Below are 23984 nucleotides of genomic sequence, written 5' to 3'. Positions count from 1 at the left end.
ATCAACTCGTGTTGATCAACACGAGTTGATGAGTAGTGTGTGACCCGGGTCACGAACTGTCAAGGGCCGTCTGTTCGTTGCCGCGCGGTCCGATGCTTGGATAGACGTTGCGCGACAAGGAGATAACTCGATGGCAGTCACCCGGGCCGATGTGGCCCGCTTGGCGGGTACGTCTCCCGCGCTGGTCAGCTACGTGCTCAATGGCGGGCCACGGCAGGTCGCGCCCGCGACCAGGGCCCGGATCGAGGCGGCCATCGCCGAACTCGGCTACCGGCCCAATATGTCGGCGCGCAGCCTGCGCACCAATCGCGGTCACGCGCTCGGCATGGTGATTCCCGACGGGGCCAACCCCTTCTTCGCCGAACTGTCGGCGGTCATCGAGGCGGCGGCCTTCGCGCGCGGATACCCGCTGTTCATCGGCAATGCGGACGGTGATCCGGCGCGGGAACAGGCGTATGTGCGCTCGTTCATCGACCGGCGCGTGGAAGGGCTGCTGGCCATCTCCTCGGCGTGGGAGACCGGTATCGCCGACGCCTGTGACGAGGCGGGCATGGTGTTGGTCGCGCTGGACCGGATCATCGACCCGGCGCGCTGTACGCATGTGCTCTGCGATTCGGTGGCGGGCGCGCGGGCGGCGGTGGCACACCTCATCGACCACGGCCACCGGCGCATCGCCTGCCTGAGCGGTCCGCATGTCTCGACGGCCGAGGACCGCGTGCAGGGCTATCGAAATGCCCTGGCGGAGGCGGGATTACCGGAGGGGACCATTGTCCGCACCGATTTCGGCGGCTCCGCCGGGTACCGGGCCCTGGCCGAACTGACCACCGGCCCGGACCCCGCCACCGCCGTCTTCGTCACCAGCGATCTGCAGGCGATGGGCATGCTCCGCGCCGCCTACGACGCGGGCCTGCGGGTGCCCGACGACCTCGCCGTGGTCGCCTTCGACGGCATCGAATACGCCCGCTACACCCGCCCCGGCCTGACCACCATGGTCCAGCCCACCCGCCGCATGGGTGAGCTGGCCGTGACCCTGCTGCTCGAGCAGATCGCCAGCCGCGCACCGGATCCGGGTGTGATCCGGCTGGCCGCCGAATTGCGGACGCGCGGCTCGTGTGGCTGCTCCGACGAATTCTGAAGCGGCCCTACAGCGTCCGGCTGATGATGAGCTTCATGATCTCGTTGGTGCCGCCGTAGATCTTCTGGATGCGGGCGTCGGAGTACATCCGGGAGATGGGGTACTCGGCCATGTATCCGTAGCCGCCGAAGAGCTGGAGGCATTCGTCGGCGACCTTGCACTGCTGCTCGGTGAGCCACCACTTCGCCTTGGCGGCGGTGGGCACATCGAGTTCACCGCGCAGGTGCTTGGCGACGCAGTCGTCGGTGAAGCTCCACGCGATGGTCTTGATGGTGTCGCATTCGGCGAGCGTGAACGCGGTGTTCTGGAAGGCGAAGATCGGTTTGCCGAAGGCCTCGCGCTCCTTGGTGTAGGTGAGGGTGACATCGACGGTCTTCTCGATGGCGGCCGCCGCGACGACGCCGAGGATCAGACGCTCCTGCGGCAGCTGCTGCATGAGCTGGATGAAGCCGATGCCCTCGGCCGCACCGAGCAGATTCGACTGCGGCACCCGCACATTGTCGAAGAACAGCTCACAGGTGTCCTGGCCGTGCTGGCCGATCTTCTCCAGATTGCGGCCGCGACGGAACCCCTCGCGCTCGGTCTCGACCAGGACCAGCGAGACGGTGTCCGCGCCCTTGCCCTCACCGGTCTTGCAGGCCACGATCACCAGATCGGCGAGGTAGCCGTTGGTGATGAAGGTCTTCGCGCCGTTGATGACGTAGTCGTCGCCGTCCTTGACCGCCTTGGTCTTGATGTTCTGCAGATCCGACCCGGTGCCGGGCTCGGTCATGGCGATCGCGCCGACCACCTCGCCCGAGACCATCTTCGGCAGCCAGTGCCGCTTCTGCTCCTCGGTGCCGTAGGCGAGCACGTAGTGCGCCACGATCCCGCTGTGCACCGGATTGCCCAGGCTGGGGGCCAGACCGCGCACCTGTTCGGTGAGCATCACGGCCTCGTGCGCGAAGGTGCCGCCACCGCCGCCGTACTCCTCCGGAACGCTCAGGCACAGCAGGCCGAGTTCGCCCGCCCGGTTCCAGACTTCGCGGTCCACATGGTGCTGGCGCGCCCACCGGTCCTCGTTCGGGGCGCATTCCTTCTCGAAGAAGCGGCGCGCGAGATCGGACAGCGCGTCCAGGTCCTCGTCCATCCACGGCGAACGATGCAGGGCCACGAGTGAACTCCTCTGTTCTAGTCGGCTCTGCCTGGACGGTAAGGGGTGCGGGGGCGCAATCCTATGACCGTCCCGTTCGAATTCTTGACCGGATCGCTCAGCTTCGGGTTCGGCGTCGGTTCAGCGCTGATACGAACCGGGAGCGCTGCCGGTCCAGCGGCGGAAGGCGCGGGAGAAGGCGCTGGGTTCGGAGAAGCCGAGGCGGCGCGAGAGCGCGGTGACCGTCTCGTCGCCGCGCACCAGGCTCGCGACGGCCATATCGCGCAGGATCTGTTCGCGGATCTCGCGGGGTGTGGTGTGCTCCTCGCGGAGCTTGCGGCGCAGGGTCTGTGGGCTCATGGCGAGTTCGGCGGCCAACTCCTCGACGGTGGGCCAGTCGTCCGGGCGACCGCGTTCGAGCAGTTGGCGCACGCGCGAGGCGAGCGAGACCGAGTACTCGCGCGGGCCGAGGACGGCGGCGGGCGCGTTGCTCAGGAACTCCAGCAGCTCGTCCTCGGTGCGGTCGATCGGATGGTCCAGCAGCGCGGCGTCGAACACGAGTGCCGGGGTCGGGGCCGAAAAGACCACGGGCGCACCGAAAATCACGTCGTAGTCGTCGAGGTCGGGATCGCGGGCGTAGGGCACCTCCACCCGGCGCAGGCGCAATCGCCCGCCGATCGCCCAGGCCAGGAACCGGTGCGTGACGGTCAGCACGGTGTCGATCACGATATCGACGGGCTGGCGGACACCGCTGATATCGAAGCTCACGCGCGCCTCGCCCTCGTGCAGGGTGAGGCTGGGCGGCGGTAGCCCCGGCAGCGACCGGCGGAAACTCTCGAACCGGCGGATCGCGCCGCCCAGCGTCGACGCGCCGACTAGTCCGAAGCACAGGAGCCGCAGGGTGCCGCGCGGCATGGGGTGCAGGCCCAGGCCGAGCAGTTCGTCATCGGTGGTGCGCCACAGGCGCTGCACCATCTCCACGGCCTGGGCGGTGGTCACCCGAGAACGGCCCTCCGCCAACAGTTCCGGTGAGATTCCCGCCTCCGCGAGCATGCCCGCCACATCCCAGCCGCGGCGCTCGGCGAGTTCGACAATGGCCCGAACGCGCTGGATGGGCAGGGTGGAATCACTGGGCGACATTTGCCCTGACCGTATCAATCACCGGGGTGCGCGGCGGGTGTGGGTGACCCGCCGCGCCGGACGGCGTCAGGCCGGGGCGGGGCGCGGTTCGAAACGAGCCAGCAGCGGCTCCACCACGCGGGCCGCCACCGGGCCGACAATCGCCATGAGCAGCACGTAGGTCGTGGCCAGCGCCGCGAACTCGCTCGGCACCGCACCGGCGGCCACCGCCAATCCCGCGATGACAATGGAGAATTCGCCGCGCGCGACCAACGCGGCACCGGCGCGGGCCCGGCCGTTGCGGGACGCGCCGAGGCGTTTGGCGGCCCACCAGCCCGTGGCCACCTTGGTCGCGGCGGTCACCACCGCGAGGGCCACGGCCCAGCCGAGGACCGGCGGAATACTGGCCGGGTCGGTACTCAATCCGAACAGGACGAAGAACAGGGCCGCGAACAGATCGCGCAGCGGCTCCAGGATTTTGGTGGCATTGTGCGCGGTGGAATCGGAGATGGCGATACCCAGCAGGAACGCGCCGACCGCCGCCGACACCTGCATGGCGGAGGCCACCCCGGCCACCAACAGGGCCGAGCCGAGCAGCTTCAGCAGGAAGATCTCACGGTCGTCGCTGTCGACGATCATGGAGACGTATCTGCCGTACCGCAGGGCCACCACCAGAACGACGGTCACCACGGCGAGGGCGATGCCGACGGTCTGGAGTCCGGCCAGGAAACCGGCCCCGGCCAGCACGGCGGTCAGCACGGGCAGGTATCCGGCCATGATGAGGTCCTCGAACACCAGCACCGACAGGATGGCCGGTGTCTCGCGGTTGCCGAGCCGTCCGAGATCGCCGAGTACCTTGGCCACGATGCCGGAGGAGGAGATATAGGTGACGCCCGCCATGGCGATGGCCCCGGTGAGGCCCCACCCCAGCCACAGCGCGACGAGGACCCCCGGCGTCGCGTTGAGCACGATATCGAGGACACCGGCCGCCCAGGAGCGGCGCAGTCCGGTGACCAATTCGCTTGCGCTGTACTCCAGTCCGAGCAACAGCAACAACAGCACCACGCCGATCTCACTGGCCAGGTGAATGAACTCGTCCACATGCCGGAGCTCGACCAGACCACCAGTGCCGAACACCAGGCCGCCGATCAAATACAAAGGGATCGGTGACATTCCGATCCGCGCGGCCACCCTGCCCAACAAACCCAGACCAAAAAAGACCGCGCCCAGCTGAATCAGCGCGAGCGCGGTTTCGTGTGCCACCATCTACCGTTCAGCCATCCGTCAAAATTGTGGCGGCAGCCGCTAGGCCCTCCGCGGTACCGACAACAACCAACACATCCCCGCCGAGGAAGATGAACTCCGGGCCCGGCGAGGGGATCGCGTGCCCGGCCCGCATCACCGCGACAATGGAAACCGTTGTGCGGGTACGCATCTGCGTATCGCCGAGCGGGCGTCCGTCGTACGGTGATCTGGTCCGGACCGGCAGTTGCCGGGTGGTCAGCTCACCGAATTCGCGCTGCTCCTCCTGCAATTGCGCCACCAACTGCGGAGCGCCCAGCAGATTCGCGAGCGTCGTCGCCTCGCGGGCGTCCAGCGGAATCTGGTCGGTCACATCCGGATTGCCGGGTCTGCTCACGATCAGGTCGATCGTACCGTCCTTGTGATCGATGATTCCGATCCGGCGGCGGGCGCTCACCAAGGGAAAGTCTTTGCGTACCCCGATACCGGGCAGCGGCGTAACCTCGACGTTCACGAATCTCACACTATCGGCTGGGCAACCCGCCGCGACAGGGAAAGACGCTGTCGCGCAGAAAGCTTCACCAGGGCGTGTTCCATTCCCGCGACACCTCGGGCGGATCGGCGGCCGGTGCCAGTGGGTCGGGGGTGCGGGTGACGGTCCAGCCCGCGGCGCGGGCGAGTTCGGCGAAGCGAATCGCATTGTGAATCGCCGCTCCGCCGGGATCGTTGTTGAAATAGACGAAGACGTCGCTCGTGGTGTCCCAGGTCTCGCTGATCCGCCGCACCCAGTCGGAGAGAACCGCCTCCTCATAACAGGGCCACGGCTCGCCCGTGCCCTCGTGAAACCGGACGTACCCCCACTCCGCGGTCCGCCACAGCGGCCCGACCGGCTTGTCGAGGCGATCGGCCCAGCACAGCGTCGCATTGTGCCGCTCCAGCACGGCGCGCGTGGCATCGCTCCACCAGCTCTCGTGCCGAGGCTCGACCACCACGCGCAGATCGGAGGGGACGAGGCCCAGCACCGTATCGAGTCGCTCGGGCGCCCCGGCCAGATTGGGCGGCAGCTGAATCAACAGCGGCCCCAACTTCTCGCCCAGGCCGCGCGCCGCCTCGACAACCCGTTCGATCGGAATCTCCACATCCACCAACCTGCGGTGATGGGTGACCACCCGGCTGACCTTCACCGCCATGACGAAGTCGTCCGGCGTGCGCTCCCGCCACCCCTCGAACGTGCCCCGCACCACCGGCCGATAGAACGCCGCGTTCAACTCCACCGTCGCGAACGCGCGCGCGTAGTGCTCCAGCCACCGGCGCTGCGCGACACCGCGCGGATAGAAGACCTCCCGCCAATCCGCGTACTGCCAGCCCGACGTACCGACGATCATCGACATACTCGGGAGGTTCCCAAGGATTCGCTCCGCAATCGGTTCGCGGTTGTGAGCGGGGGAGATGCCTTTCGGACAAGGGGAGTCGCCCATCCGCGGCAGATTCGTCCCCGGCATCGGTCGGATTCGCTGATCATCGGCCGGGCGGGCCGGGGGCCCAAGCGGTACGGTATGGGTTGCCATTGCTGAAAAATGCTCTGGGGCAACGAGTGTGACGCTCCCGCAGCGCAGACGACAACCGAGACACAGGGGTTCGGATAGCCGTGCGGAAAACGTACTCGCCCAGACCGGATTTCAGCATCGACGAACGCCGCTACGCGCTCTACAGCCCAGAATTCGCCGAGGACCCCCATGCCGCCTACGCGGCGCTACGGCGACAGTACGGTTCGCTGGCCCCGGTCGACCTCGCCCCGGGCGTGCCCGCCACGCTGGTCCTCGGACACCAGACGGCACTGCGGATCCTCAATGATTCCGAGCACTTTCCCGCGGACCCGCGGATCTGGCAGCAGTCGGTGCCGTCGGGATGCCCCATTCTGCCGATGATGGAATGGCGGCCCAACGCGCTGCGCAGCTCCGGGCACGAACACCACCGCTATCGCACGGCCAATGTGAACGCCCTCGCGACCGTCGACCTGCACGGCATGCACGAGGTCGTCGAGCGCATCGCCGTGCCGCTGATCAACGGCTTCTGCACCGGGGCGGGCAACAGCCGCTACCACACGATGGCCTACGCGGATCTGTTGGCGCAGTACATCTATCCGCTGGTGTACGGCGTCCTCGACTACGTGCTCGGCTTCGACGCCGACACCAGCGAACAGGTCGGCGCCGGAATGGCCGCGATCTTCGATGCGGCGGGGGAGGCCGATCGCGGCAATGCCATGCTGGCGGCGGCCTTGGACGAGCACATTCGGCGCAAACGCGGGCGGCCCGGGGCCGACGTCACCTCGCAGCTGATCCGGTCCGGGGATCTGAGCACCGAGGAGCTGATCCATCAGCTGGTGACCCTGCACGGCGGCGGCAGCGAGCCGCAGGTGCACCTGATCTCCAACACGTTGCTGCTGATGATGACCGATCGGCGGTTCGCCGGTGACCTGCTCGGCGGCAGTCTCTCCACCCGCGACGCCCTCGACGAGGTGCTGTTCGCCAATCCGCCGCTGGCCAACTACTGCGTGACCTATCCACGCCAGCCCAGCCTGATCGACGGCGTGTGGCTGCCCGCCCATCAGCCGGTGGTGATCAGCATGGCCGGATGCAATGCCGACCCCGCCATCCAATCCGATCACGGGGCGCGCTTCGGCAACCGCTCGCATCTGGCCTGGAGCGCCGGGCCGCATCAGTGTCCCGCCCGCCGCCTCGGCTATCAGGTCGCTCAGGACGCCATCGACTATCTGCTCGACGCGCTGCCCGAAATCCATGTGGCCGTGCCCGTCGAGGACCTGGTCTGGCGGCCGGGGCCGTTCCATCGGGCCCTGGAGTCGCTGCCCGTGGTCTTCCCGAAAACTCCGCCGCTGCCACAGCTCCATCAGTGAGGAAACGAATATGGAACACAGCCCGCTCGTCCTCGATCCCACCGGCTCCGATATCCAGGGCGAGTCCGCGCGCATTCGGGCGCGCGGCCAGATCACCCTGGTCGAACTGCCCGGTGGCGTCCGCGCGTGGTCGGTCACCGATCAGGCGATCCTGCACGACCTGCTGCGGGATCCGCGCGTCTCCAAGGACGCCCGCCAGCATTGGCCCGACTTCATTTCCGGTGCGGTGGGCCAGGATTGGCCGCTCTACACCTGGGTGGCGGTCAACAATATGTTCACCGCCTACGGCACCGACCACGTTCGGCTGCGCAAGCTGGTGCGACCCGCCTTCGCGCCCCGCCGCACCCAGGCGTTGCGGCCACGGGTGGAGGCGATCGCCGCCGAACTGCTCGATTCCCTCGCCCAGACCCCGCCCGGGCAGCCGGTGGATCTGCGCGAGGGCTACTGCTATCCGCTACCGATCCGGGTCATCAGCGAACTGATGGGTGTGCCCGAGCACCTGCACGCGGGCCTGCGGACCTGTGTGGACGGCATCTTCGACACCTCGTTCACGCCCGAGCAGGCGCAGGCCAATTTCCTTGATATGCAACGCATCCTGCGTGACCTGGTGACCTACCGTCGCGAGACGCCCGGCGACGACATGACCAGCGTGCTGATCGCCCACCGCGACGAGGACGACGGCTCGACCCTGACCGAACAGGAGCTCATCGACACCCTGCTGCTGGTGATCAGCGCGGGCCACGAAACCACCGTCAACCTGCTCGACCAAGCCATCTTCCTACTGCTCACCCAGCCCGAGCAGCGCGCGAAGGTCGACTCCGGGGTGGTGGATTGGGCCGATGTGGTCGAGGAGTCGCTGCGCCTGGAGGCGCCCGTGGCCCATCTGCCGCTGCGCTACGCCGTCGAGGACCTGGATATCGACACCGACACCGGTCCCGTCCGCATCCCCAAGGGCGACCCCATTCTCGCCTCCTACGCGGCGGCCGGACGCGACCCGAAAGTCCACGGCGACACCGCGAACGACTTCGACGTGACCCGAGACAACAAGGCGCACATGGCCTTCGGCTACGGCGCACACCTGTGCCTGGGTGCCCCGCTCGCCCGCCTGGAGGCCGACACCGCCCTCTCGATGCTGTTCCGCCGCTTCCCCGCCATGCACCTGGCCAAGGATCCGGCCGAACTCGGAGCCATCTCCTCGTTCATCTCCAACGGCCACGCCTCGCTCCCGGTTCATCTGGGGGACAAGGGCTGAACGCGCGGGACCGATCGCCGCCAACCCGACAGCGATCGGTCCGAGAACGCGCGAATGACGAGCGGTGCAGAGCCACCGCTCGTCATTCGTGCTTATGGATTTGTCATCGCGAGAGCGAGTTGCGCAGATCGGTGATGGTGGCGCGGCGCTCGTAGGCGATCCAGGCGAAGATGGCGGCGAGAACCAGCGGGAAGATCGCCATGGCGGGCTTGTCGGCAATGAAAGCCTGTGTCCCCGCAGCGAGTACGGTCAGCACCGACAGCCCCGCGGCGGCCAGCGCGCTGAGCCGCGGCACCATCAGGCCGATACCGCCCGCGACCTCCACCACGCCGATGAAGATGAGCAGTCCCATGGGGATGGTCAGGTTCTCGGGAGCGTTCTCCATCAGCGTGTTCGGAATGACGAGCTTCGGCCCGCCGGAAGCGATGATGAAGAACAGCCCGAGGAAGATCTGCAGCGCCCACAGCACACGATTGCGGATCTTGCCCGGACGGTAGGTGGCGTCGTTGGAGAAGCTGGCGGAGGGGTTCGCGGTGGTCATTTCTGGTCCTTCTGGTCGGTCGCGCCGGGTTGGTAGCGCGTTCACCAGATAGGACGGCCCACACTCCAAAGATTCATCGCTCCCCGAAAAAATTTTTCGAAACCCTGGTCCGACCCCGAAACCCCCTGCCACCGAGCCCAAGCCACAAGCGCTCATCGACAACACCGCGGAGGTTAGGCTGTGCCATCATGACCACCTACGACCGCCGCGCGTTCGCGTTGGCCTACATCGAAGCCAGCAGCATCGCCGACATCGGTATCGACGGCGAGCGCACCGGCTACCCGGAAGCGTTGCGGGAGCACCGAACTGCCGTGCTGACGGGTCTCGAGCGGCTGTTCGGACTCACCCTGCGACAGGAGGCGATGCCCACGAACCTCTCGCCGGTATTCATGGTCTTCCGCAGCGTGGCCAGGTCGTATCTGTCCATCACCGGGCCGATGGACGGCTACCTGGAGGCCGGGCTGATCCACAAACGGTTGGAAGAAGCCGGTGTTCACGACGACTTCCTACGCGGAATCGGCAGGATCGCCGACCTCAACGCCGAGTCCAGGGCGGCCCACCTGCACCTGTTGACCACCCTGCTCGGCGTCCTCCTCGGCGACCACGCCGACCGAGTGGTCGAGGCCGAGGAGTTGCGGGCGATCGGCGTGAACACGGTGCCGCCCAATCCATCCGACTACGAGTTCTGAGTCCCCGGCATCTCACCCGCGTAGTCGGTCGCCGACCTTCTTGACGATCGCGGGAATCTTCGAGGCCGCCATCAACGTGCGGAAAGGCCAGCTGTCGTCGCGCGGCAGGACTCCCGCGCGCTGCACGGCGTCGAGGAAGTCGTAGAGCGTTTCCCCTTCCTCCATGAGGCCGTCGCTGTTGAAGTGGTACCGGTCCACCGCGGGCGCTTGGACGAAGCGGCCGGTGCCGTAGATCGTCGGCGCGGACTCGTCATACGGGTACAGCCGCAGCGGCCCACTCCAGTGCCCACTGCCGATGTAGCGAATGACCGTACGCACCGTCCCATCAGGCTTGACGTCGATATACACCTGATCCGGCAGCGGGTCGTAACGCCAATCCGGTATGGCGTCGAAGAACGCGAAGTTGTACTTGACGAACTCATCGATCCCCACAATGGTCCGCCCGAACGTTGTCACATCCGTGTACCGAACATCCTGCGTATAGAGCTCGTCATTGACGCTCATATCCCGCACCAGAAAACTCCACCAGTACTTCTTGGCCCACCGCATCAGCCACGACAGATCAGTCCCATGCCGCTCGCTCAGATAGTCCAACTTCACCGCGAACGAGTCGAACCACTCCTTCGTACTGGCCTGCAACTCGTCCTCCGGCACAGCCCGAATCGGCACCGCCCGATTGGACTCCAGAAACTCGGGCACCGGCCGAGCCAACCGAGGCCGACTCAACGCCCGCTGAAACTCTTCCTCATCGAACACGCCGACTCCCGTCTGCCCCGAGCACTCAGCATCGAGCCCTCTTCCTGAATCATATGATTCAGGAAGAGCTTTCGTCCCGGACTACGTTCACTACAACCAAGGCGAAGGAGTACCGCGGCCACCCTGTCCACCGGTAGGAGCGATGGCGGCAATACTCGCGAGATCCTCGTCGGTGAGCGCGATGTCGCTGGCCCCGACGTTCTGAACGACGCGATCCGGGTTGCGGGATCCCGGAATCGGAACGATGTAGTCGCGTTGCGCGAGAGTCCACGCCAGCGCCAGCTGCGACAGCGAAATCCCCTTGGCGGCAGCGAGTTCGGTGAGCTGGTCGACAATCTTCGCGTTGGCGTCGAAGTTGTCGACGCTCCACCAGGGCATATAGGTCCGAAAGTCGGTCGGATCGTAGTCGCCAGCCGGTTTCGCTGTGCCGGTGAGGAATCCGCGCGCCAGCGGCGAGTAGGCGACGAACCCGATGCCGAGTTCCTCGAGCAGGGGGAACAGGGGCTCGACGTCCGGGGCGAAGATCGAGTACTCGGTTTGCAACGCCGAAATCGGATGCACGGCATGCGCTTTGCGAAGTGCCTCGGGCGTCGCCTCCGACAGTCCGAGATACCTCACCTTCCCGGCATCGACGAACTCCGCCATCGTGGCGACGACCTCCTCGATCGGCACGGCCGGGTCCATCCGGTGCTGATAGAGCAGATCGATGCAATCCACCCCCAGATTCCGCAAGCTGGCCTCGACCACCTCGCGAATGTGCTCCGGCCGCGAATCGGTGCCGAAGCGCCGCGTGAACCCGAACTTGGTGGCGATCACCACCTCCTCGCGAAACGGTGCCACCGCACGGCTGAGCAGTTTCTCTCCCTCGCCCCAGCCGTACATCTCAGCCGTATCGAAGAAGGTCACCCCGAGCTCGTGCGCCCGCCGTATCGCGGCCACCGACTCGCTCTCATCGCTGGCCCCGTACCCGACCACCGTGCCCATCGACCCGTAGCCGATCGCCGAGACGATCAATCCTTGTGTCCCCAACGCCTTGTGCCGCATTCCCGAACCCCACTGTCAAACCGAACTGTTTGGTTTGACGTTACGCTCGCAGCCTCGGGCCGTCAAACCAAACAGTTTGGTTTGTTAGGCTGGTCGTATGCCGCATTCGTCTCGGACCGACTCGACCCGCGACCGCATAGTCGACGCGGCCAAGGCCGAGTTCGCCCGGCACGGGATAGCGGGCGCGCGCATCGACCGCATCGCGAAATCCGCCAGAACCAGCAAGGAACGCGTCTACGCCTACTTCCGCGGCAAAGAACAGCTATACGGATTCATCGCCGCCCGCGAACTCGACGCGATTGCCGCCGCAACCCATATGGACCCCGCCGACCTCCCCGGCTACGCCGGACGAGTCCACGACTACTTCGTCGCCAACCCCGACAACCTACGCCTGATGCGTTGGGGCCAACTCGAATTCGCCGACGCCAACCCCGCCACCCAAGACACGATCACCCGCAAGGCCGAAATCCTCCGCCACGCCCAACAGCAGGGCCTGCTCGACCCATCATGGGACCCCCTCGACATCCTCGTCTTCGTCAATCAATTGGCAACGGCCTGGGCCGAGCACCCCGGCCTCACCTCCCTCGAACCCGCTGCGCGCGAACAGTTCCTGACAGCCCGCCGAGCAGCCACCATCGCCGCAGTCGAACGCCTCTTCCCCGCAGCGCCTTCTGTCCGTGAATGACCGTCGGAGGCGAAGGTTATCTTCAGCGGATGAGCGCGATGGCCGACGGCCACTTCACCGAACTTCTTGCCAGCCTCCGGGATTCGGCCTTCGGCACCTGTGCGAGGGAGAAGGTTGTGGCCGCCTGCCATGAATTGGGCTGGGCGGTAACCGGTAACGACGTCGAGATCCCCAACACTCCGAACGGTGGGCGACTCGTGGAATACGACGCCGAGTATGAAGGGTCGTCCTGTGTGGAGCTGCACATCGACGTAGCGACCATCGCCGCCGAACAGTTCCGCACCTATCTCGTTCTCGCCGTGGGTAGTTGGGGCAACCCGACCTGGTATTACGGCGCTGACGACCTGAGGGGCTGCTGGCTGGGTGACGACACCGCCCGCCAGCTCATCATCGACTTCGACGGCAACCTCCAGCTGACTATCGGCTCATCGGATGCCCTGATTCACGACATCGACCATTCCGCCCACCAGCAGGACGCGTACCTCGACTGGATCGACGACGAACTCGATCTCACCGAAGAGGACAGCGACCAAGCCCTCGCCCTGAGCTACGAGTCCGACCTTTCCTACACCTGGTTCGGTTGGACCGGCGAATTCACCTACGCCCCAAGCAATGGCTGGACTGCCTACACCCCGCACCACCTCCGCGCCCTACTCACCCGCCTGCTCCGTGACACCCACTTCGCCATGCGCGCTGTGGGTCCCGGCCCCGACTGCCTACGCCTCGAATTCCCGCCCAACGCGCGCCTGGAGCTCTCCCTCGCCGAAGCCCGCCTCTACGCCGAATACACCGACCTCACCCACGACTACCTGACAGACCACGGCTTCACCGACCGCGGTGACGGCTGGGCCGAGCGTATCTGGCCAGCCGACCCCGATGGCCTATTCGAAACAGCCACTGCCACAGTGCTTTTTCTCGAAGCCCACGGCGACGACGAACTCACCATGACCGGCCCAGGCGAAAGCATCGAAGACGGCACTCTTACGCGGCAGACAGTTATGGCCAAGTCGTCGCTCCCTCTTCCGCTGGACGGCTTCTACGTCGACATCCACCCCGACTTCGATTGAAGACGTGGTCGACCTCCGGCGCAATCTGGTGAAGCACTTGTACAGATTTCGATTCTGGGGAAGACTGCCTACAGAATTGCCCGATCTCGGAGAGGCCAGACAATGACGTCACCCCAGTCCATCAGTGCGCCGAGTGTCGGCTCGGCGCAGTTCGATCTGCCGAGCCGCGTGGCGCTGGTCGGCGAGGGCTTCGCTGGGTTCATCGACTACCTGCTGCCCGATGCGCGAGCGGAATTCCTCGGCGTGCCGAACGAGTACGTATCCACGCTGCTGTCGACGGCGTACCTCCCGGACGAGACCGCCGACGCGGTCAATCTGGCGAGCCGCCGCACCAGCGGGCTGGCGCGCCGCCAATTCGAGCAGGCCGTCGAGCAGGGGATCGAATCGGTCAGCGACCCGCTACCCGAGGTGACCGCTTTCTTCGAAACGGTGGATCGGATGCCGCCGCAGATCGATATGGCGAAGGTCGAGGCGGGTGCCCGCGCGCTGCGTCGCATCGACCCGGTCACCTTGTTCGGCGCGGGGTGGACGATCGGATTCATCCTGGCCGCGATCCTCCCGAACACCTCGAGCGCACTGTTCAGGTCGAAGCGAACGCTCAACAATCCCGGCAACCGTCTGGTCGAGACCGGCGCGTACGTGCTGGAGTCCTACACGCCCGGCGGCTATGAAAGGTTCGGTCCCGCGACCAAGACAGCGTGTCGACTGCGCCTGATGCATTCGAACCTCCGCATGGGCATGGTGAAGAGCGGCACCTGGGATGCGGAGAACATCGGCGTACCCGCGTCGATCGGCGACACCATCGGCGGCGCGCTGCCGCATACGCTGTGGACCGCGCTGGCGGCCCAGGGCGCGGGATATCGCTTCTCCGACGAGGAGATGGAAGCGATCGCGCACTTCACGGCCTGCGCGATCTTCCGACACGGCGCGCCGCAGGAGATGATTCCCTTCACACCTGCCGAACAGCGTCTGTTCACCTACGCGTCGCTGCGCGTGTCCAGCGCCTTCTCGGACGTCGAAGCCACCAGCCGGTTGATACCCGCCATGACGTCGATCGAGCTGCCGTTCATGCCCGCGGCGATGCAGCCGATAGCCAAAGGGCTGTTCAACGGCTACACGCGATTGATCATCGGCGACGAGCTCTGCGATGCGACCGGTGTCCCCGACAGCAAGTACCGCCGCGCGATCACCCTCGGCGGCCGAATCATCGCCGCGAGCGAAGTCGCCCGCCGCACGTTGCCGCCGGTCGCCTGGGCCAACGAGCAAGTCGCGAATCTGCTGTGGGACCGCTGGATGCCTCGACTGTTCAAGATGCCGGAAGACACCCACGCCCACCTGGAAAAACTGGCCTCGGCGGCGTGACCTGCTAGCTGGACGTCGGCTTGTCGGTCACCACGGTGGTGTAGGTGTACTCGGCAAGCCCGACGAGCAGATCGGCACACAGATCGATCAGCTCGTCGCGCGTGACCTCGAGATCCCCGGACGTCCAGGCGCTGACCGCCTCCAACGTCGCCCCGAACGCCTGCACGCCAATCACATCGAACAGACTGCCCAACTGCGCCGCGGCCGCATCCCCGTACTGGCGCTGAAAGCCCGTCCTCATCAGATCGATGAAAACCCGCCGAATCTCGTTGCGCCGCTGTGCAACCGCCCGATGCACCTGAGCTTCCACCAGCAACAGCCGCACCCGCGTCGGATCATCGGTCAAATACTCGATACAAGCACTCATGCCCGCCCGAACCGCACTACGCAGCTCCGGCTCACCCGTCATGATCGCCGCGGCCGTCACCACCCCCAACCGCGCCGCGATCTCATCGACCAACGCCACGACAACGTCATCGACACCATTGAAGTTCTCGTAGAAGTACCGGTCATGAACACCGGTCGCCCGACACAGCCCCGACACCGTCAGTGCCGCGAGCCCATCTCTGCCCGCGATCTCCCACGCCGCATCCAACAGCGCCGTCCGCCGCTGAGCCCGCCGCTGCTCCGCCGACACTCCTCCGTACGGACGCTTCGCCATCGATCAATTCTGGGGAACCGCTCTGACAAAATCAACCCCGTAGGCTCCGCGCATGCAAGTTGATCTCCACGGAGCCGTCCGCATCGCCTGCCGCGCAGCAGAATTCGATTGGACATGGGCAAGCGACGACATCGAACGGTTCTGCGCGACGGTCGGGTGGACCGAGGAGTCTCGGAATGAATATGGCGTAGACGCGCGGACCGGACTCGAAATCGAGGACCCCGGAGCCCTGTTCGTCTTCGGCGGTGATTTCCTCTCGCGCCGTGGCATGCCTGGACAACAAATATCGGAGTTCATGCTGACGGTTTCGGACCAATATTCGACCGACGGAGAATCCCGTTACGCACCCACCCTGGATCCGGTCCTCCGCCAGAACCATCGGCTGCTGACAGATGGTTTCGCCGCACTCGCGAGCCGAATCGCCGCAGAGCTGGGCGCGCCGGTGTATTCGAATCCCGGCTCCGAACCGAGCATCCGTTGGCGGCCCTCCCACAAAACCGAAGTCGTGATCGCACTCCACGTCCGGAACGGGTATCTGGAGCTGCGCGTAACCAACCCTGTAGTTCAAGCCAGGTGGGATGCCTGGGCGGCCGACACAACAGAAGACGAGGAGATCGCGGAGGACGAAGACGGCACCTGGGAGGCTTCCCATTTCGAGGACTTCCACCGCCCCATCGACGTGATGCCGAACAAGCCCCGAACGTGGCCGGAGTTCTCAGCGGCCTTGGCATTGACATTGACCCGGCTCTCCGACGTCGGCGTCTTGATGCTGAAAGCGGGCGACCAGAACAGTGCGGAATTCAGGCTGGCACCCTTCACGATCACCTGTCGCCTGAAGCGAGCCCCGCTCCGACCCGGCGACGCAGAGGCTATGACAAACAACGGGTGGTCCCTCGACCGAGACAAGGCCGTCGACTCGTGGACCCGCTCCATGCAATGGCCAGCCGCCTACCACGATTTCGAAGCCTTGGCCGACGCAGCACTCAACGCCATGCGGAACCTTTTCCCAGTAGCCGACCCCGCCGACCTCCAGGTCCGCGGATGGGATGACTACCCGTCCACCCACCCAGACCTCACAGCCTTCGGCATCTGCAGCTACTGCGACCGCTGACCGTTCGCAAGTACCCCCCGACTTCAATGGAAAGGCGCACCCCACAACAGCTTTGGGATGATCGCCGAATGAGCCGCACCAAGTTCGTCGAAATCGACGGCCGAGGATTCTGGGGATAAGCCAGATCGCCCAAAGCGCCCGCACCGAGGGCGGCGTACCCGTAGAACGCTTGCGGCAGTGGGTGATCGTGGCCGACCTCCCCGTATCCGGCGGCTACTCCCGCACACCAGACGGTGTGGGTGCGGACCGGATCCTCGAAGTGGCCGACGGCTTCATCGGATTGGTGGACGGCACCCTCCCCGCTGACCCACGGGGAGGCTGGTGGTTCCTAGGAACAGGCCTGGGCATGCGGACAATCGATCGCCGGACGTAGAACTTGGGTGAATCGCGCCGTCGCGGAAGTCGATGCCCGGCGTGAACTCCGTTGACACACAACCCAGTTCTCGGTCAACCTTCCGACATGGACAGCGACGGCAAGGTGTCGGCGGCGGCACTGTCCAGGCCCGTACGGGTGTGGTGCCGGGGTGGCTACCATGTGGTCGGTCTGGTGGGCGGGAAGGTCCACGCACTCTCACATACCGCGGCCGAGGTCGAGCACGAACTGGCCACGCAGACCGGGAGCGGTCGACAGGTCTACGGTTGCTTCGCGATGCTGGCCGAAGGTTATCGGCAGCGTTTGCGGCAGTTGCTGCGCTCCGCGATCGGGCGCAACGATCTCGCCGATGTCCTCGACCTCGTGCGCGCGGGGGTAGACCCCAACACACGGGTGCGGTCGCATCGCAGCGCATTGTCGGTCGCGATCATGCACCGGTCGCCGGATGCTGTTCGCGAGTTGCTGCGAGCGGGCGCTGACCCGCGATTGCTGGGGAGATACTGGGGATCGCCATTGTCCCTGGCGGTCGCGGTGGGCGACCCGGAGATCATCCGCTTGCTGATCGACGCCGGTGCCGATCCGACCGCGCCCGATTGGTTTGGGCAAACCTGCCTGGACCTCGTCATCGACCGCGGTGACGCCGACGTCGCACGCGCGGTAGTGGCCTCGCGCGCACCCGTCGACAGCTCCGAGCTACTGAGCCGAGCGGTGACCGCCGGAAACACACCTGTCGTGCGGGTCGCCCTGGCCGCGGGCGCGGACCCGAATACGCGCTCGGCCCAAGGGAATACGCCCTTGCACCTGGCCGCCCGCGCCAACCAGATGCCATCGGCACAGCTGTTGCTCGCGGCGGGAGCCGACCGTCGCGGACGCAACCAGACCGGCCAGACTCCTGCGGCTCTCGCATCGACACATCGGCACAACGACATGATGCTGCTGTTGATCAGCGACGATCCCACGCTGCCGGACGCCGCGCCGATGTACCCGCCTGCTGTCCGGGATGCGGCCACACCGGATCGAGATCCGCCCGAGCCCGCCATCCCGGATATTCGCCACGGGTGGACACCACTGCATCACGCGGCCCACAACGGACATGGACAACAGGTCGAGGAGTTACTGGCAGCGGGCGCGGACCAGAATGCCCGGACCCCAACAGGATTGACCGCACTTCACCTCGCGATCGCCTTTCGGCACCCGGTAGTCGCGCGGAAACTACTGGCCGCGGGCGCCGACATCGACAGCGAGACGCACGGGGGCGTCACTCCACTGGGCCTCGCTGTCTTCCTGTCGCACTACGGCATGGTGCGACTTCTGCTCGCCGCCGGAGCCGACGTCACGCGGGACCAGGGTTCTCTCTTGCACGAGGCAGTGCGGGGCGGCAACCGGACGATCATCGAGTTGTTGCTCAGCCACGGTATCGACCGCACAGTTCGCGACGGTGACGGAAGGACAGCAGCAGACGTGGCGGCCGAGCAGGGCGACGCCGACCTGGTGCACCTGCTCACCGCGACCGACCAGGGGAACGTCGCGCGAGTGATCCGGCTTCGTCGCCGGACGGCCCGCTGATCGTCGCTTCAACTCGACGAGTACAACAGCCGATTCGGAAGTGCGAGTCCGTCCTCAACCGCGGGAGACAACTCCGTCGCGTTCGGCGCGACTTCGCGTTGTGCCGTCGAAGAGTTTGTCGAGGTAGTAGTCGATAGCGGCCGATGCGGCGGCGGGATCAATGACGTCGAGGTCGAGAAGCGGGGTGAAGCCGGTCAGAGCGAGCAGAAGGTTTGTCTCTATGACCGGATCACGGTCGGGAGCGATGTGCCCTTCGGCGATTGCCTGCCTGATCAGGCGTTCGGTCAGTGCCCTGCCGTTCTGGAGTCCGAGTCGGGCCCGTTCGTGCAGCTCTGGGTCGTGCAGTGCCTCGAGGGTGTAGGCGGCACTCATCCGGCTGGTGGCGCGGGCGTCCGCGTGCAGGGGGAGCATCTCTATGAGAGTCACGCGCAGTGCGTCTCGAGGGTGCGGAGGCGATCCGAGTCGCTCGAGGCCGTGGGTGATGCGCTGCGAGGTCTGCTCGGCGGCGAACTCCATCGCGAATTCGAGCATCGCTGTCCGAGAAGCGAAGTAGTGCTGCACCTGCCCGAGGGAGACGTCCGCCTCGCTGGCGACCTCGCGCATCGTCGCCCTGCTCCAGCCTTGTTGTTCCACTACTCGCCACAGTGCGCGCGCGATGGTTTCGCGGCGTTCTCGGTGGTCGACCTGCTTCGGCAAGCGATTCCTTCCCTCTATTTCCATACAGCTGACATAATACAGTTGACTTGGAAAGGAGTGGTGAGAATGACCAGTCGACCAAGGAACGTCGAAGCACTCACCGAGGACCGCTCATTCGCCGCCCCCGAGCTGGAGACGGCATACTTCTCGGCCTACGACGCGGTGATGTCATATTGGCCGGTACCGGCCGAGACGGTAGATCTTCCGGGTCGATACGGAACGACACGAGTCACATCCGCGGGCCCGACCGCAGCACCGCCGCTGGTCCTACTCCACGGATATGGCGGGACGTCCGCAATGTGGTACCCGGTAATCGGTTCGCTGGCCGAAGAGCACCACGTGCGGGCCGTGGACACCATGGGCGAGCCGGGCCGCAGCAAACACACCGGCACCGCCTTGACCAGCATGGACGATCTCGTGGACTGGCTGGCCGAAACCTTCGATCTGCTCGACCTACCCGCCGCCGACCTGTGCGGCCAGTCGCTGGGCGGACACCTCGCGCTCCGCTTCGCGCTCGCCCACCCCGAACGGGTACGGCGGCTGGTCCTACTCGATCCACCCCTGGTCTTCGCCGGTCTCAGCCCCGAATTCGAAAAGCTGGGCCGCAACCGCGACCCGCACCCGACTTTCGACAATGCCCGCGCGATGCTGGCACCAGGTCCCCCCGGCAGCGCGTCGGCAGACGTGGAGGCCTACCTCGACCTACTCGCCCACGGAGCCGCACACTTCCCGTCCTCGCCGATCGTTCACCCCCACCTGCCGGACGGACTGACCCACCTGCCGGTCCCAACCCTCGTCGCCCTGGCCGGAGCGAGCCAGGTGCACGATTCGAAGGCGGCCGCCGAGGCCGCGCAGCATGCCGGGGCCCACACGGTAATTCTCCCCGGCGCCGGACACGGCCTCCTGGCCGACGTCGAACCGGTCCGCAGCCTCGTCCTCGAACACCTCCGACAAAAGGACTCGCCAACCTGACCCCGCGCCAGCGACCCCTCTGCTGCGAGTCAGTCAGGCGGTTCCTGCAGGTCCTCGGGATTGGAGCCAGGGATATCAGGCGGCTGTGGCGCAACCACAGTGCCCCCCAGTCCACCCGCCCCATCGTCGCTATCTCGCCCCGGATCTCCACCCGCAGCCTTGATAGCTTCGTCCAAATCCCCCCGCAATCGCTCGGCGGTCGCATCGTCCCCGGCGTCCTGCGCAGTAGTGATGTCCTGCCGAAGCTGGGCGATGACGTCGTGAATACCCATGATCCTCCTCGCTCGTTCGGACCGTGCGAACCGATTCCGCACACTCGGGCGCTACCCGCCAACCTCGGAACTAATCGGACGAGTCACGCTGGGCATGAAGCTACTGGGAGCTGGGGTCAACTTCGGGCTTCCCGGCAAAAGGCCACAGCGCAAATTAGGGAGCTTCATCGCGCTTGATGCCGGAATACCTGCCGAGACGAATCCGCGTCAGCAGACTGGTGTGCTCGGACTGTCGCTGGCCGATGGAGCAAAACGATGGCAAAGGGAATTCCCGGGTTATACGGCGCCTGTTCACCGTGAAGTAGCTGGCAGCGTGGTTGTGGTGCCGTCTCCGGTGTGTAGAGGCTCCGTGGGTGGCTCCCACTTTTGCCACCATCTTGCGCGGTCGCCGCCTACAGCGAGTGGGTGATACGGAGCGGGGTCAGTTCCTCCCATTCGGGTGAGCCGGGAGGATTTCGGGGGTTCGACGCTGGTTGCCGCAGTGATGTCTCGGGTGCGTCCAATAACTCGGTGTACAGCCGGACGGCCTCGGTTTGGGCTCGTTGCCGGGCGGTCTCATGACACCGCGCGATGGCGTTCGCCAGCCGGTCGGGCTCGACGGACATGGCGGCATGAGATATCCGAAGCTCCGTGATCGTGCCATTCACATCGGCTTCTACCGTTATAGTGCCGCCAGCGGTCTGAGCTTGGCCTCGAACCTGCGAGATCGCTTGGAGCCTACGCGCATTGCGCGCAGCCATCTGCTCCGCGTCATCACTCATCTGGTGGCCCCCTATTTCGTAGCGCGGTGCGCAGCCCACGCTCTCGAGCATCGAACCGAACGGTAGCGACTCCGGTGAGGCACGGCAACCGACGATCGGTCAAGGTCAGCACGGCATCTCGGCGTATCAACGCACGGCATGCCGTGCGTTGATACGCCGAAGGTGTGCTCTGGCACGTTGTCCGGGCGTGCGGCGGGCGGGTAAGTTGATCACGGCTCCGTTGCAGAGGGTGAGGGGTTCATGGTTTCTGAGACAGGTGTGCCCGGCGGTGAATTCCAGGTCGTGCCCGCCGAGGTCACAGACGCGGGCAAGTATGTGCAATTGACCGCCGAAGAGTTGATCAACGGAGTGCGGTCGCTCGATACCGACGTAGCCGATCTATTGACGCGGTGGACGGGCAGTTCCGCTGATCACTACCGTCTTGGTTGGGAAGAAGCCCGCGCGGGCGCGGTCCAGGTTCTGGCGGCCTTGCAGACGATGGCGGAGCTCTTGGGTGTGGCTGGCACCGACTACGCGAACATGGACGCAGGCAACGCCGACGATTTCTGTTCACTGAACCTGCCGTGAACCGACCAGACGGTGCGGTGGCAAGATTTTGACGATTCACGTCGATAGTTAAAGGGTGGAGTTTTGGTCGACGACTCGCAGGCGTTCCAGGTCAGGCTATCGGAGCTGGAGAGCATCGCCGATCGTATATCCGCATTCGTTACATTTCTCTCCGACAGTATGTCGGGTTTGGAGCAGCGGATCGGCACGGTGCAGCAGAACTGGATCGGCGAAGGAGCCGATGCTCAGGCTGCGGCTTTCCAGAAGTGGTTAACTGGAGCCGCCGAGGTCTCCGCAGGAATCGCGGACATGAAACAGGCTGCTGCCGACGCGCATTCACGGTATAGCTCCGCTGCCGCAGCGAACCTCGCCATGCTCGGCAGGGCATAGCTCCCGTCGTGTCCTATTTCAACGTCGATCCGAGCGTCTACTCCACCGCTGCGACCAATCTCAACCAGTATGGAACCGACTTCCATACCGTGTTCCAAGCGCAGATGACCGCGTTATCCGATACCAAGGATATGGGCGGAACTGTCGGCGACTGCGGGCTGTGGGCAACCTCGTACGATACGACGACGTCCGAGGCTTACGGGCTGGCGAGTTCGCTCGTACAGGCGATCGACAATTACGCCGGAATTCTGCAGCAGGCCGGATACAACTACGCGGTCGCCGACTACAAGCCAGGAACAGGCCGCTCGGAGCCGACGGCTCCGGCGGAGTTGCCGATGGCATGGAGTACCTGCCCGATCCCGCCACCATCCGCGGGTGGGCCTGGTAGCGGTTTGGTCGACGATGGGTTCGAACTCGCCAGTCAAGCAGGAGTGCCCATCCCCGACGGCGACCCCGACAAGCTCCTGAAAGCCGCCGACCTGTGGGACGCGTTGGCCAAGCACGACAGTGTGGCGGGATTGCCCGCCAAACTCGAAGCGATCGCCACGGGCTTTATCGCGGTGACCACGCCTGAAGCATCCTTCATCGACGAAGACCTCCGCGAGATGAAGACCGCAGCCGAGGACGTCCGCGACATCTTCGCTGATATCGCGCAATCGTGTCGCGACCAGAAAGTGGCGATAGACGACCTGCGTTCCCAACTCAAGACTCTGCTCGAGGACCTCGCCGAGGACATCGCCCAGGAAGTCGCTGTTACCGTGGTCTTCTCCGCAGTCGCGGGGGCGTTGTCGGCAGGGTTCGGTGCTGCGGCGGTGGCTGCATACCGCGTGGGCAAGATCGCGATCAAGGTAAAATCCTACGCCACCAAGATCAAAAATATTGTTGACAACGTCAAATTGTTGAACAAGATAGTCAAAAAGAAAGATACGGCCACCACCCAACAAAAGCTGCAACGCATTGTGGATCTGGTGAAGAGGGCGCGACAGCTCGGCACGCCTACGCGGCCATCCCATGTTCCGGAGGGCTGGGAAGCGCGTATCGCTGACAACGGAAAAGGCTGGGTATGGCAGAAGCCGGGTTCTGTAAAGAACCAAAATATGTTCCGTGATGCTTTGCCAACCGACGATTATCCGAACGGTTATGTGCGCTTCTATAACGAGCAGGGACAGCCCATAAAGTTGGATGGAAAGCCGGGTAGCAAAGCGGACACGCATATACCCAAGAATCCGGATGGAACCTACCCCACGCCAGAAGGTTGGTGAGTATGAAGCTGGAAATAGTCGGGCAGAGTGTGGCAGCCGTCAGCGCGGAGTTCACAGTCACGATAGAGATGGGGGCGGAGTTCGAACTGCAGATCGAAGGCGATCTGACGCTGCGGACAGCCAACGGAGCTGAGTTCCACGCGACCTCCGATGACTATGCCGCTATCGATTCCGAGCTCCAATCCATCTTGGGAACGACAGTGATGAGGGCTGATGCTGATGAAGTCAGAGGTCTGACCCTGGAATTCGACTCTGGCGCTGCGATCCACATTCCGGTCGACCAGCACTACGAGGCATGGGGGGTTGTAGGGCCCGGCGGCTACCGGGTCATCTGTATGCCGGGTGGGGAGCTCGCCATATGGTCCGCGCGAAAATAGGCCGGGACGTGGTCGCACCTCATCGGTAACGAGCGAGATAGAGCGGGCTCGCACTCGGC

25 protein-coding genes are annotated in these 23984 nt (G+C 65.2%); 14 read left to right on the top strand and 11 right to left on the bottom strand.

The features are described from left to right. Positions 1-130: 130 nt before the first annotated feature. Positions 131-1135 (top strand): LacI family DNA-binding transcriptional regulator, encoded by a 1005-nt coding sequence (locus tag ACIBH2_RS12100; RefSeq protein WP_397116189.1) that lies wholly within the window; start codon positions 131-133, stop codon positions 1133-1135. Between the two features lie 7 nt (positions 1136-1142). Here the strand turns inward: ACIBH2_RS12100 and ACIBH2_RS12095 are convergent, their stop codons facing one another. From ACIBH2_RS12095 to ACIBH2_RS12075, 5 genes are all read right to left on the bottom strand, one after another. Next, positions 1143-2264, bottom strand: a complete 1122-nt coding sequence (locus ACIBH2_RS12095) for an acyl-CoA dehydrogenase family protein (RefSeq protein WP_397116997.1) — start codon at positions 2262-2264, stop codon at positions 1143-1145. 144 nt (positions 2265-2408) lie between these two features. Beyond that, entirely contained in the window at positions 2409-3407 is a 999-nt protein-coding gene (locus tag ACIBH2_RS12090; protein ID WP_397116187.1) for an AraC family transcriptional regulator, read from the bottom strand. Between the two features lie 66 nt (positions 3408-3473). Further along, positions 3474-4652: a cation:proton antiporter gene (locus ACIBH2_RS12085; protein ID WP_397116185.1), complete on the bottom strand. Its 1179-nt coding sequence runs from the start codon at positions 4650-4652 to the stop codon at positions 3474-3476. A gap of 7 nt (positions 4653-4659) precedes the next feature. Then, on the bottom strand, positions 4660-5142 hold the full coding sequence (locus ACIBH2_RS12080; protein ID WP_397116183.1) for a cation:proton antiporter regulatory subunit: 483 nt from the start codon (positions 5140-5142) through the stop codon (positions 4660-4662). A 64-nt stretch (positions 5143-5206) separates the two neighbouring features. Next, complete coding sequence (locus ACIBH2_RS12075; RefSeq protein WP_397116181.1) at positions 5207-6019, bottom strand: DUF72 domain-containing protein; 813 nt, start codon at positions 6017-6019, stop codon at positions 5207-5209. Positions 6020-6276: 257 nt separating this feature from the next. Here ACIBH2_RS12075 and ACIBH2_RS12070 point away from each other — a divergent pair, with 257 nt between their 5' ends. Together ACIBH2_RS12070 and ACIBH2_RS12065 are read left to right on the top strand one after the other, a co-directional pair. After that, on the top strand, positions 6277-7542 hold the full coding sequence (locus ACIBH2_RS12070; RefSeq protein ID WP_397116179.1) for a cytochrome P450: 1266 nt from the start codon (positions 6277-6279) through the stop codon (positions 7540-7542). A gap of 10 nt (positions 7543-7552) precedes the next feature. After that, on the top strand, positions 7553-8794 hold the full coding sequence (locus ACIBH2_RS12065) for a cytochrome P450 (RefSeq protein ID WP_397116177.1): 1242 nt from the start codon (positions 7553-7555) through the stop codon (positions 8792-8794). Positions 8795-8897: 103 nt separating this feature from the next. On the opposite strand, the gene ACIBH2_RS12060 is transcribed toward ACIBH2_RS12065, so the two are convergent. Then, positions 8898-9335: a DoxX family protein gene (locus tag ACIBH2_RS12060; RefSeq protein ID WP_397116175.1), complete on the bottom strand. Its 438-nt coding sequence runs from the start codon at positions 9333-9335 to the stop codon at positions 8898-8900. Between the two features lie 188 nt (positions 9336-9523). On the opposite strand from ACIBH2_RS12060, the gene ACIBH2_RS12055 reads away from it, so the two are divergent. Continuing rightward, positions 9524-10024, top strand: coding sequence for a hypothetical protein (locus ACIBH2_RS12055; RefSeq protein WP_397116173.1), 501 nt, complete (start codon positions 9524-9526; stop codon positions 10022-10024). 12 nt (positions 10025-10036) lie between these two features. Here ACIBH2_RS12055 and ACIBH2_RS12050 read toward each other — a convergent pair whose 3' ends face one another. Together ACIBH2_RS12050 and ACIBH2_RS12045 are read right to left on the bottom strand one after the other, a co-directional pair. Beyond that, entirely contained in the window at positions 10037-10780 is a 744-nt protein-coding gene (locus ACIBH2_RS12050) for a nuclear transport factor 2 family protein (protein WP_397116171.1), read from the bottom strand. 90 nt (positions 10781-10870) lie between these two features. Then, a complete protein-coding gene (locus ACIBH2_RS12045) occupies positions 10871-11824 on the bottom strand; it encodes an aldo/keto reductase (RefSeq protein WP_397116169.1) in 954 nt (317 codons plus the stop codon). A 97-nt stretch (positions 11825-11921) separates the two neighbouring features. On the opposite strand from ACIBH2_RS12045, the gene ACIBH2_RS12040 reads away from it, so the two are divergent. From ACIBH2_RS12040 to ACIBH2_RS12030, 3 genes are all read left to right on the top strand, one after another. After that, positions 11922-12509 carry a TetR family transcriptional regulator gene (locus ACIBH2_RS12040; RefSeq protein WP_397116167.1) on the top strand — a complete coding sequence of 196 codons (588 nt, stop codon included), beginning with the start codon at positions 11922-11924 and terminating at the stop codon, positions 12507-12509. Then, positions 12506-13576 (top strand): hypothetical protein, encoded by a 1071-nt coding sequence (locus ACIBH2_RS12035; RefSeq protein WP_397116165.1) that lies wholly within the window; start codon positions 12506-12508, stop codon positions 13574-13576. Before ACIBH2_RS12040 ends, ACIBH2_RS12035 begins: the two co-directional genes overlap by 4 nt. A gap of 102 nt (positions 13577-13678) precedes the next feature. Beyond that, entirely contained in the window at positions 13679-14938 is a 1260-nt protein-coding gene (locus tag ACIBH2_RS12030) for an oxygenase MpaB family protein (protein WP_397116163.1), read from the top strand. Between the two features lie 4 nt (positions 14939-14942). On the opposite strand, the gene ACIBH2_RS12025 is transcribed toward ACIBH2_RS12030, so the two are convergent. Next, positions 14943-15533 carry a TetR/AcrR family transcriptional regulator gene (locus ACIBH2_RS12025; RefSeq protein ID WP_397116161.1) on the bottom strand — a complete coding sequence of 197 codons (591 nt, stop codon included), beginning with the start codon at positions 15531-15533 and terminating at the stop codon, positions 14943-14945. 118 nt (positions 15534-15651) lie between these two features. Here ACIBH2_RS12025 and ACIBH2_RS12020 point away from each other — a divergent pair, with 118 nt between their 5' ends. Both ACIBH2_RS12020 and ACIBH2_RS12015 read left to right on the top strand, forming a co-directional pair. Beyond that, positions 15652-16710, top strand: a complete 1059-nt coding sequence (locus ACIBH2_RS12020) for a DUF6301 family protein (protein WP_397116159.1) — start codon at positions 15652-15654, stop codon at positions 16708-16710. Positions 16711-17170: 460 nt separating this feature from the next. Next, positions 17171-18649: an ankyrin repeat domain-containing protein gene (locus ACIBH2_RS12015; RefSeq protein WP_397116157.1), complete on the top strand. Its 1479-nt coding sequence runs from the start codon at positions 17171-17173 to the stop codon at positions 18647-18649. Between the two features lie 54 nt (positions 18650-18703). Here the strand turns inward: ACIBH2_RS12015 and ACIBH2_RS12010 are convergent, their stop codons facing one another. Further along, positions 18704-19345 (bottom strand): TetR/AcrR family transcriptional regulator, encoded by a 642-nt coding sequence (locus ACIBH2_RS12010; protein WP_397116155.1) that lies wholly within the window; start codon positions 19343-19345, stop codon positions 18704-18706. Between the two features lie 66 nt (positions 19346-19411). Here ACIBH2_RS12010 and ACIBH2_RS12005 point away from each other — a divergent pair, with 66 nt between their 5' ends. Next, positions 19412-20317, top strand: coding sequence for an alpha/beta fold hydrolase (locus ACIBH2_RS12005; protein ID WP_397116153.1), 906 nt, complete (start codon positions 19412-19414; stop codon positions 20315-20317). Positions 20318-20981: 664 nt separating this feature from the next. Here ACIBH2_RS12005 and ACIBH2_RS12000 read toward each other — a convergent pair. Beyond that, positions 20982-21329 (bottom strand): YbaB/EbfC family nucleoid-associated protein, encoded by a 348-nt coding sequence (locus ACIBH2_RS12000; RefSeq protein ID WP_397116995.1) that lies wholly within the window; start codon positions 21327-21329, stop codon positions 20982-20984. 261 nt (positions 21330-21590) lie between these two features. Between ACIBH2_RS12000 and ACIBH2_RS11995 the strand changes: the two genes are divergently transcribed. The 4 genes from ACIBH2_RS11995 to ACIBH2_RS11980 all read left to right on the top strand — a co-directional run bounded on the left by ACIBH2_RS11995 (position 21591) and on the right by ACIBH2_RS11980 (position 23925). Continuing rightward, positions 21591-21917, top strand: a complete 327-nt coding sequence (locus tag ACIBH2_RS11995; RefSeq protein WP_397116151.1) for a WXG100 family type VII secretion target — start codon at positions 21591-21593, stop codon at positions 21915-21917. A 63-nt stretch (positions 21918-21980) separates the two neighbouring features. Beyond that, the gene (locus tag ACIBH2_RS11990) at positions 21981-22286 is read left to right on the top strand and encodes a WXG100 family type VII secretion target (protein WP_397116149.1); all 306 of its coding nucleotides are present in this window, start codon (positions 21981-21983) and stop codon (positions 22284-22286) included. 8 nt (positions 22287-22294) lie between these two features. After that, complete coding sequence (locus ACIBH2_RS11985) at positions 22295-23548, top strand: hypothetical protein (protein ID WP_397116147.1); 1254 nt, start codon at positions 22295-22297, stop codon at positions 23546-23548. A gap of 2 nt (positions 23549-23550) precedes the next feature. Further along, positions 23551-23925, top strand: a complete 375-nt coding sequence (locus ACIBH2_RS11980) for a DUF6188 family protein (RefSeq protein ID WP_397116145.1) — start codon at positions 23551-23553, stop codon at positions 23923-23925. Positions 23926-23984: the final 59 nt, after the last annotated feature.

Source organism: Nocardia sp. NPDC050406, from assembly GCF_044459025.1.
Lineage (GTDB): Bacteria > Actinomycetota > Actinomycetes > Mycobacteriales > Mycobacteriaceae > Nocardia.
Note: the sequence above shows the minus strand (reverse complement) of the source record. Positions and strands in the feature narration are given on the sequence as shown.

Coding starts and splice junctions, on each gene's coding strand:
- ACIBH2_RS12100 (WP_397116189.1), top strand. CDS start 131: ATGGCAGTCACCCGGGCCGATGTGGCCCGCTTGGCGGGTACGTCTCCC.
- ACIBH2_RS12095 (WP_397116997.1), bottom strand. CDS start 2,264: ATGGACGAGGACCTGGACGCGCTGTCCGATCTCGCGCGCCGCTTCTTC.
- ACIBH2_RS12090 (WP_397116187.1), bottom strand. CDS start 3,407: ATGTCGCCCAGTGATTCCACCCTGCCCATCCAGCGCGTTCGGGCCATT.
- ACIBH2_RS12085 (WP_397116185.1), bottom strand. CDS start 4,652: ATGGTGGCACACGAAACCGCGCTCGCGCTGATTCAGCTGGGCGCGGTC.
- ACIBH2_RS12075 (WP_397116181.1), bottom strand. CDS start 6,019: ATGTCGATGATCGTCGGTACGTCGGGCTGGCAGTACGCGGATTGGCGG.
- ACIBH2_RS12065 (WP_397116177.1), top strand. CDS start 7,553: ATGGAACACAGCCCGCTCGTCCTCGATCCCACCGGCTCCGATATCCAG.
- ACIBH2_RS12060 (WP_397116175.1), bottom strand. CDS start 9,335: ATGACCACCGCGAACCCCTCCGCCAGCTTCTCCAACGACGCCACCTAC.
- ACIBH2_RS12055 (WP_397116173.1), top strand. CDS start 9,524: ATGACCACCTACGACCGCCGCGCGTTCGCGTTGGCCTACATCGAAGCC.
- ACIBH2_RS12045 (WP_397116169.1), bottom strand. CDS start 11,824: ATGCGGCACAAGGCGTTGGGGACACAAGGATTGATCGTCTCGGCGATC.
- ACIBH2_RS12040 (WP_397116167.1), top strand. CDS start 11,922: ATGCCGCATTCGTCTCGGACCGACTCGACCCGCGACCGCATAGTCGAC.
- ACIBH2_RS12035 (WP_397116165.1), top strand. CDS start 12,506: ATGACCGTCGGAGGCGAAGGTTATCTTCAGCGGATGAGCGCGATGGCC.
- ACIBH2_RS12030 (WP_397116163.1), top strand. CDS start 13,679: ATGACGTCACCCCAGTCCATCAGTGCGCCGAGTGTCGGCTCGGCGCAG.
- ACIBH2_RS12020 (WP_397116159.1), top strand. CDS start 15,652: ATGCAAGTTGATCTCCACGGAGCCGTCCGCATCGCCTGCCGCGCAGCA.
- ACIBH2_RS12015 (WP_397116157.1), top strand. CDS start 17,171: ATGGACAGCGACGGCAAGGTGTCGGCGGCGGCACTGTCCAGGCCCGTA.
- ACIBH2_RS12005 (WP_397116153.1), top strand. CDS start 19,412: ATGACCAGTCGACCAAGGAACGTCGAAGCACTCACCGAGGACCGCTCA.
- ACIBH2_RS12000 (WP_397116995.1), bottom strand. CDS start 21,329: ATGGCTGCGCGCAATGCGCGTAGGCTCCAAGCGATCTCGCAGGTTCGA.
- ACIBH2_RS11995 (WP_397116151.1), top strand. CDS start 21,591: ATGGTTTCTGAGACAGGTGTGCCCGGCGGTGAATTCCAGGTCGTGCCC.
- ACIBH2_RS11980 (WP_397116145.1), top strand. CDS start 23,551: ATGAAGCTGGAAATAGTCGGGCAGAGTGTGGCAGCCGTCAGCGCGGAG.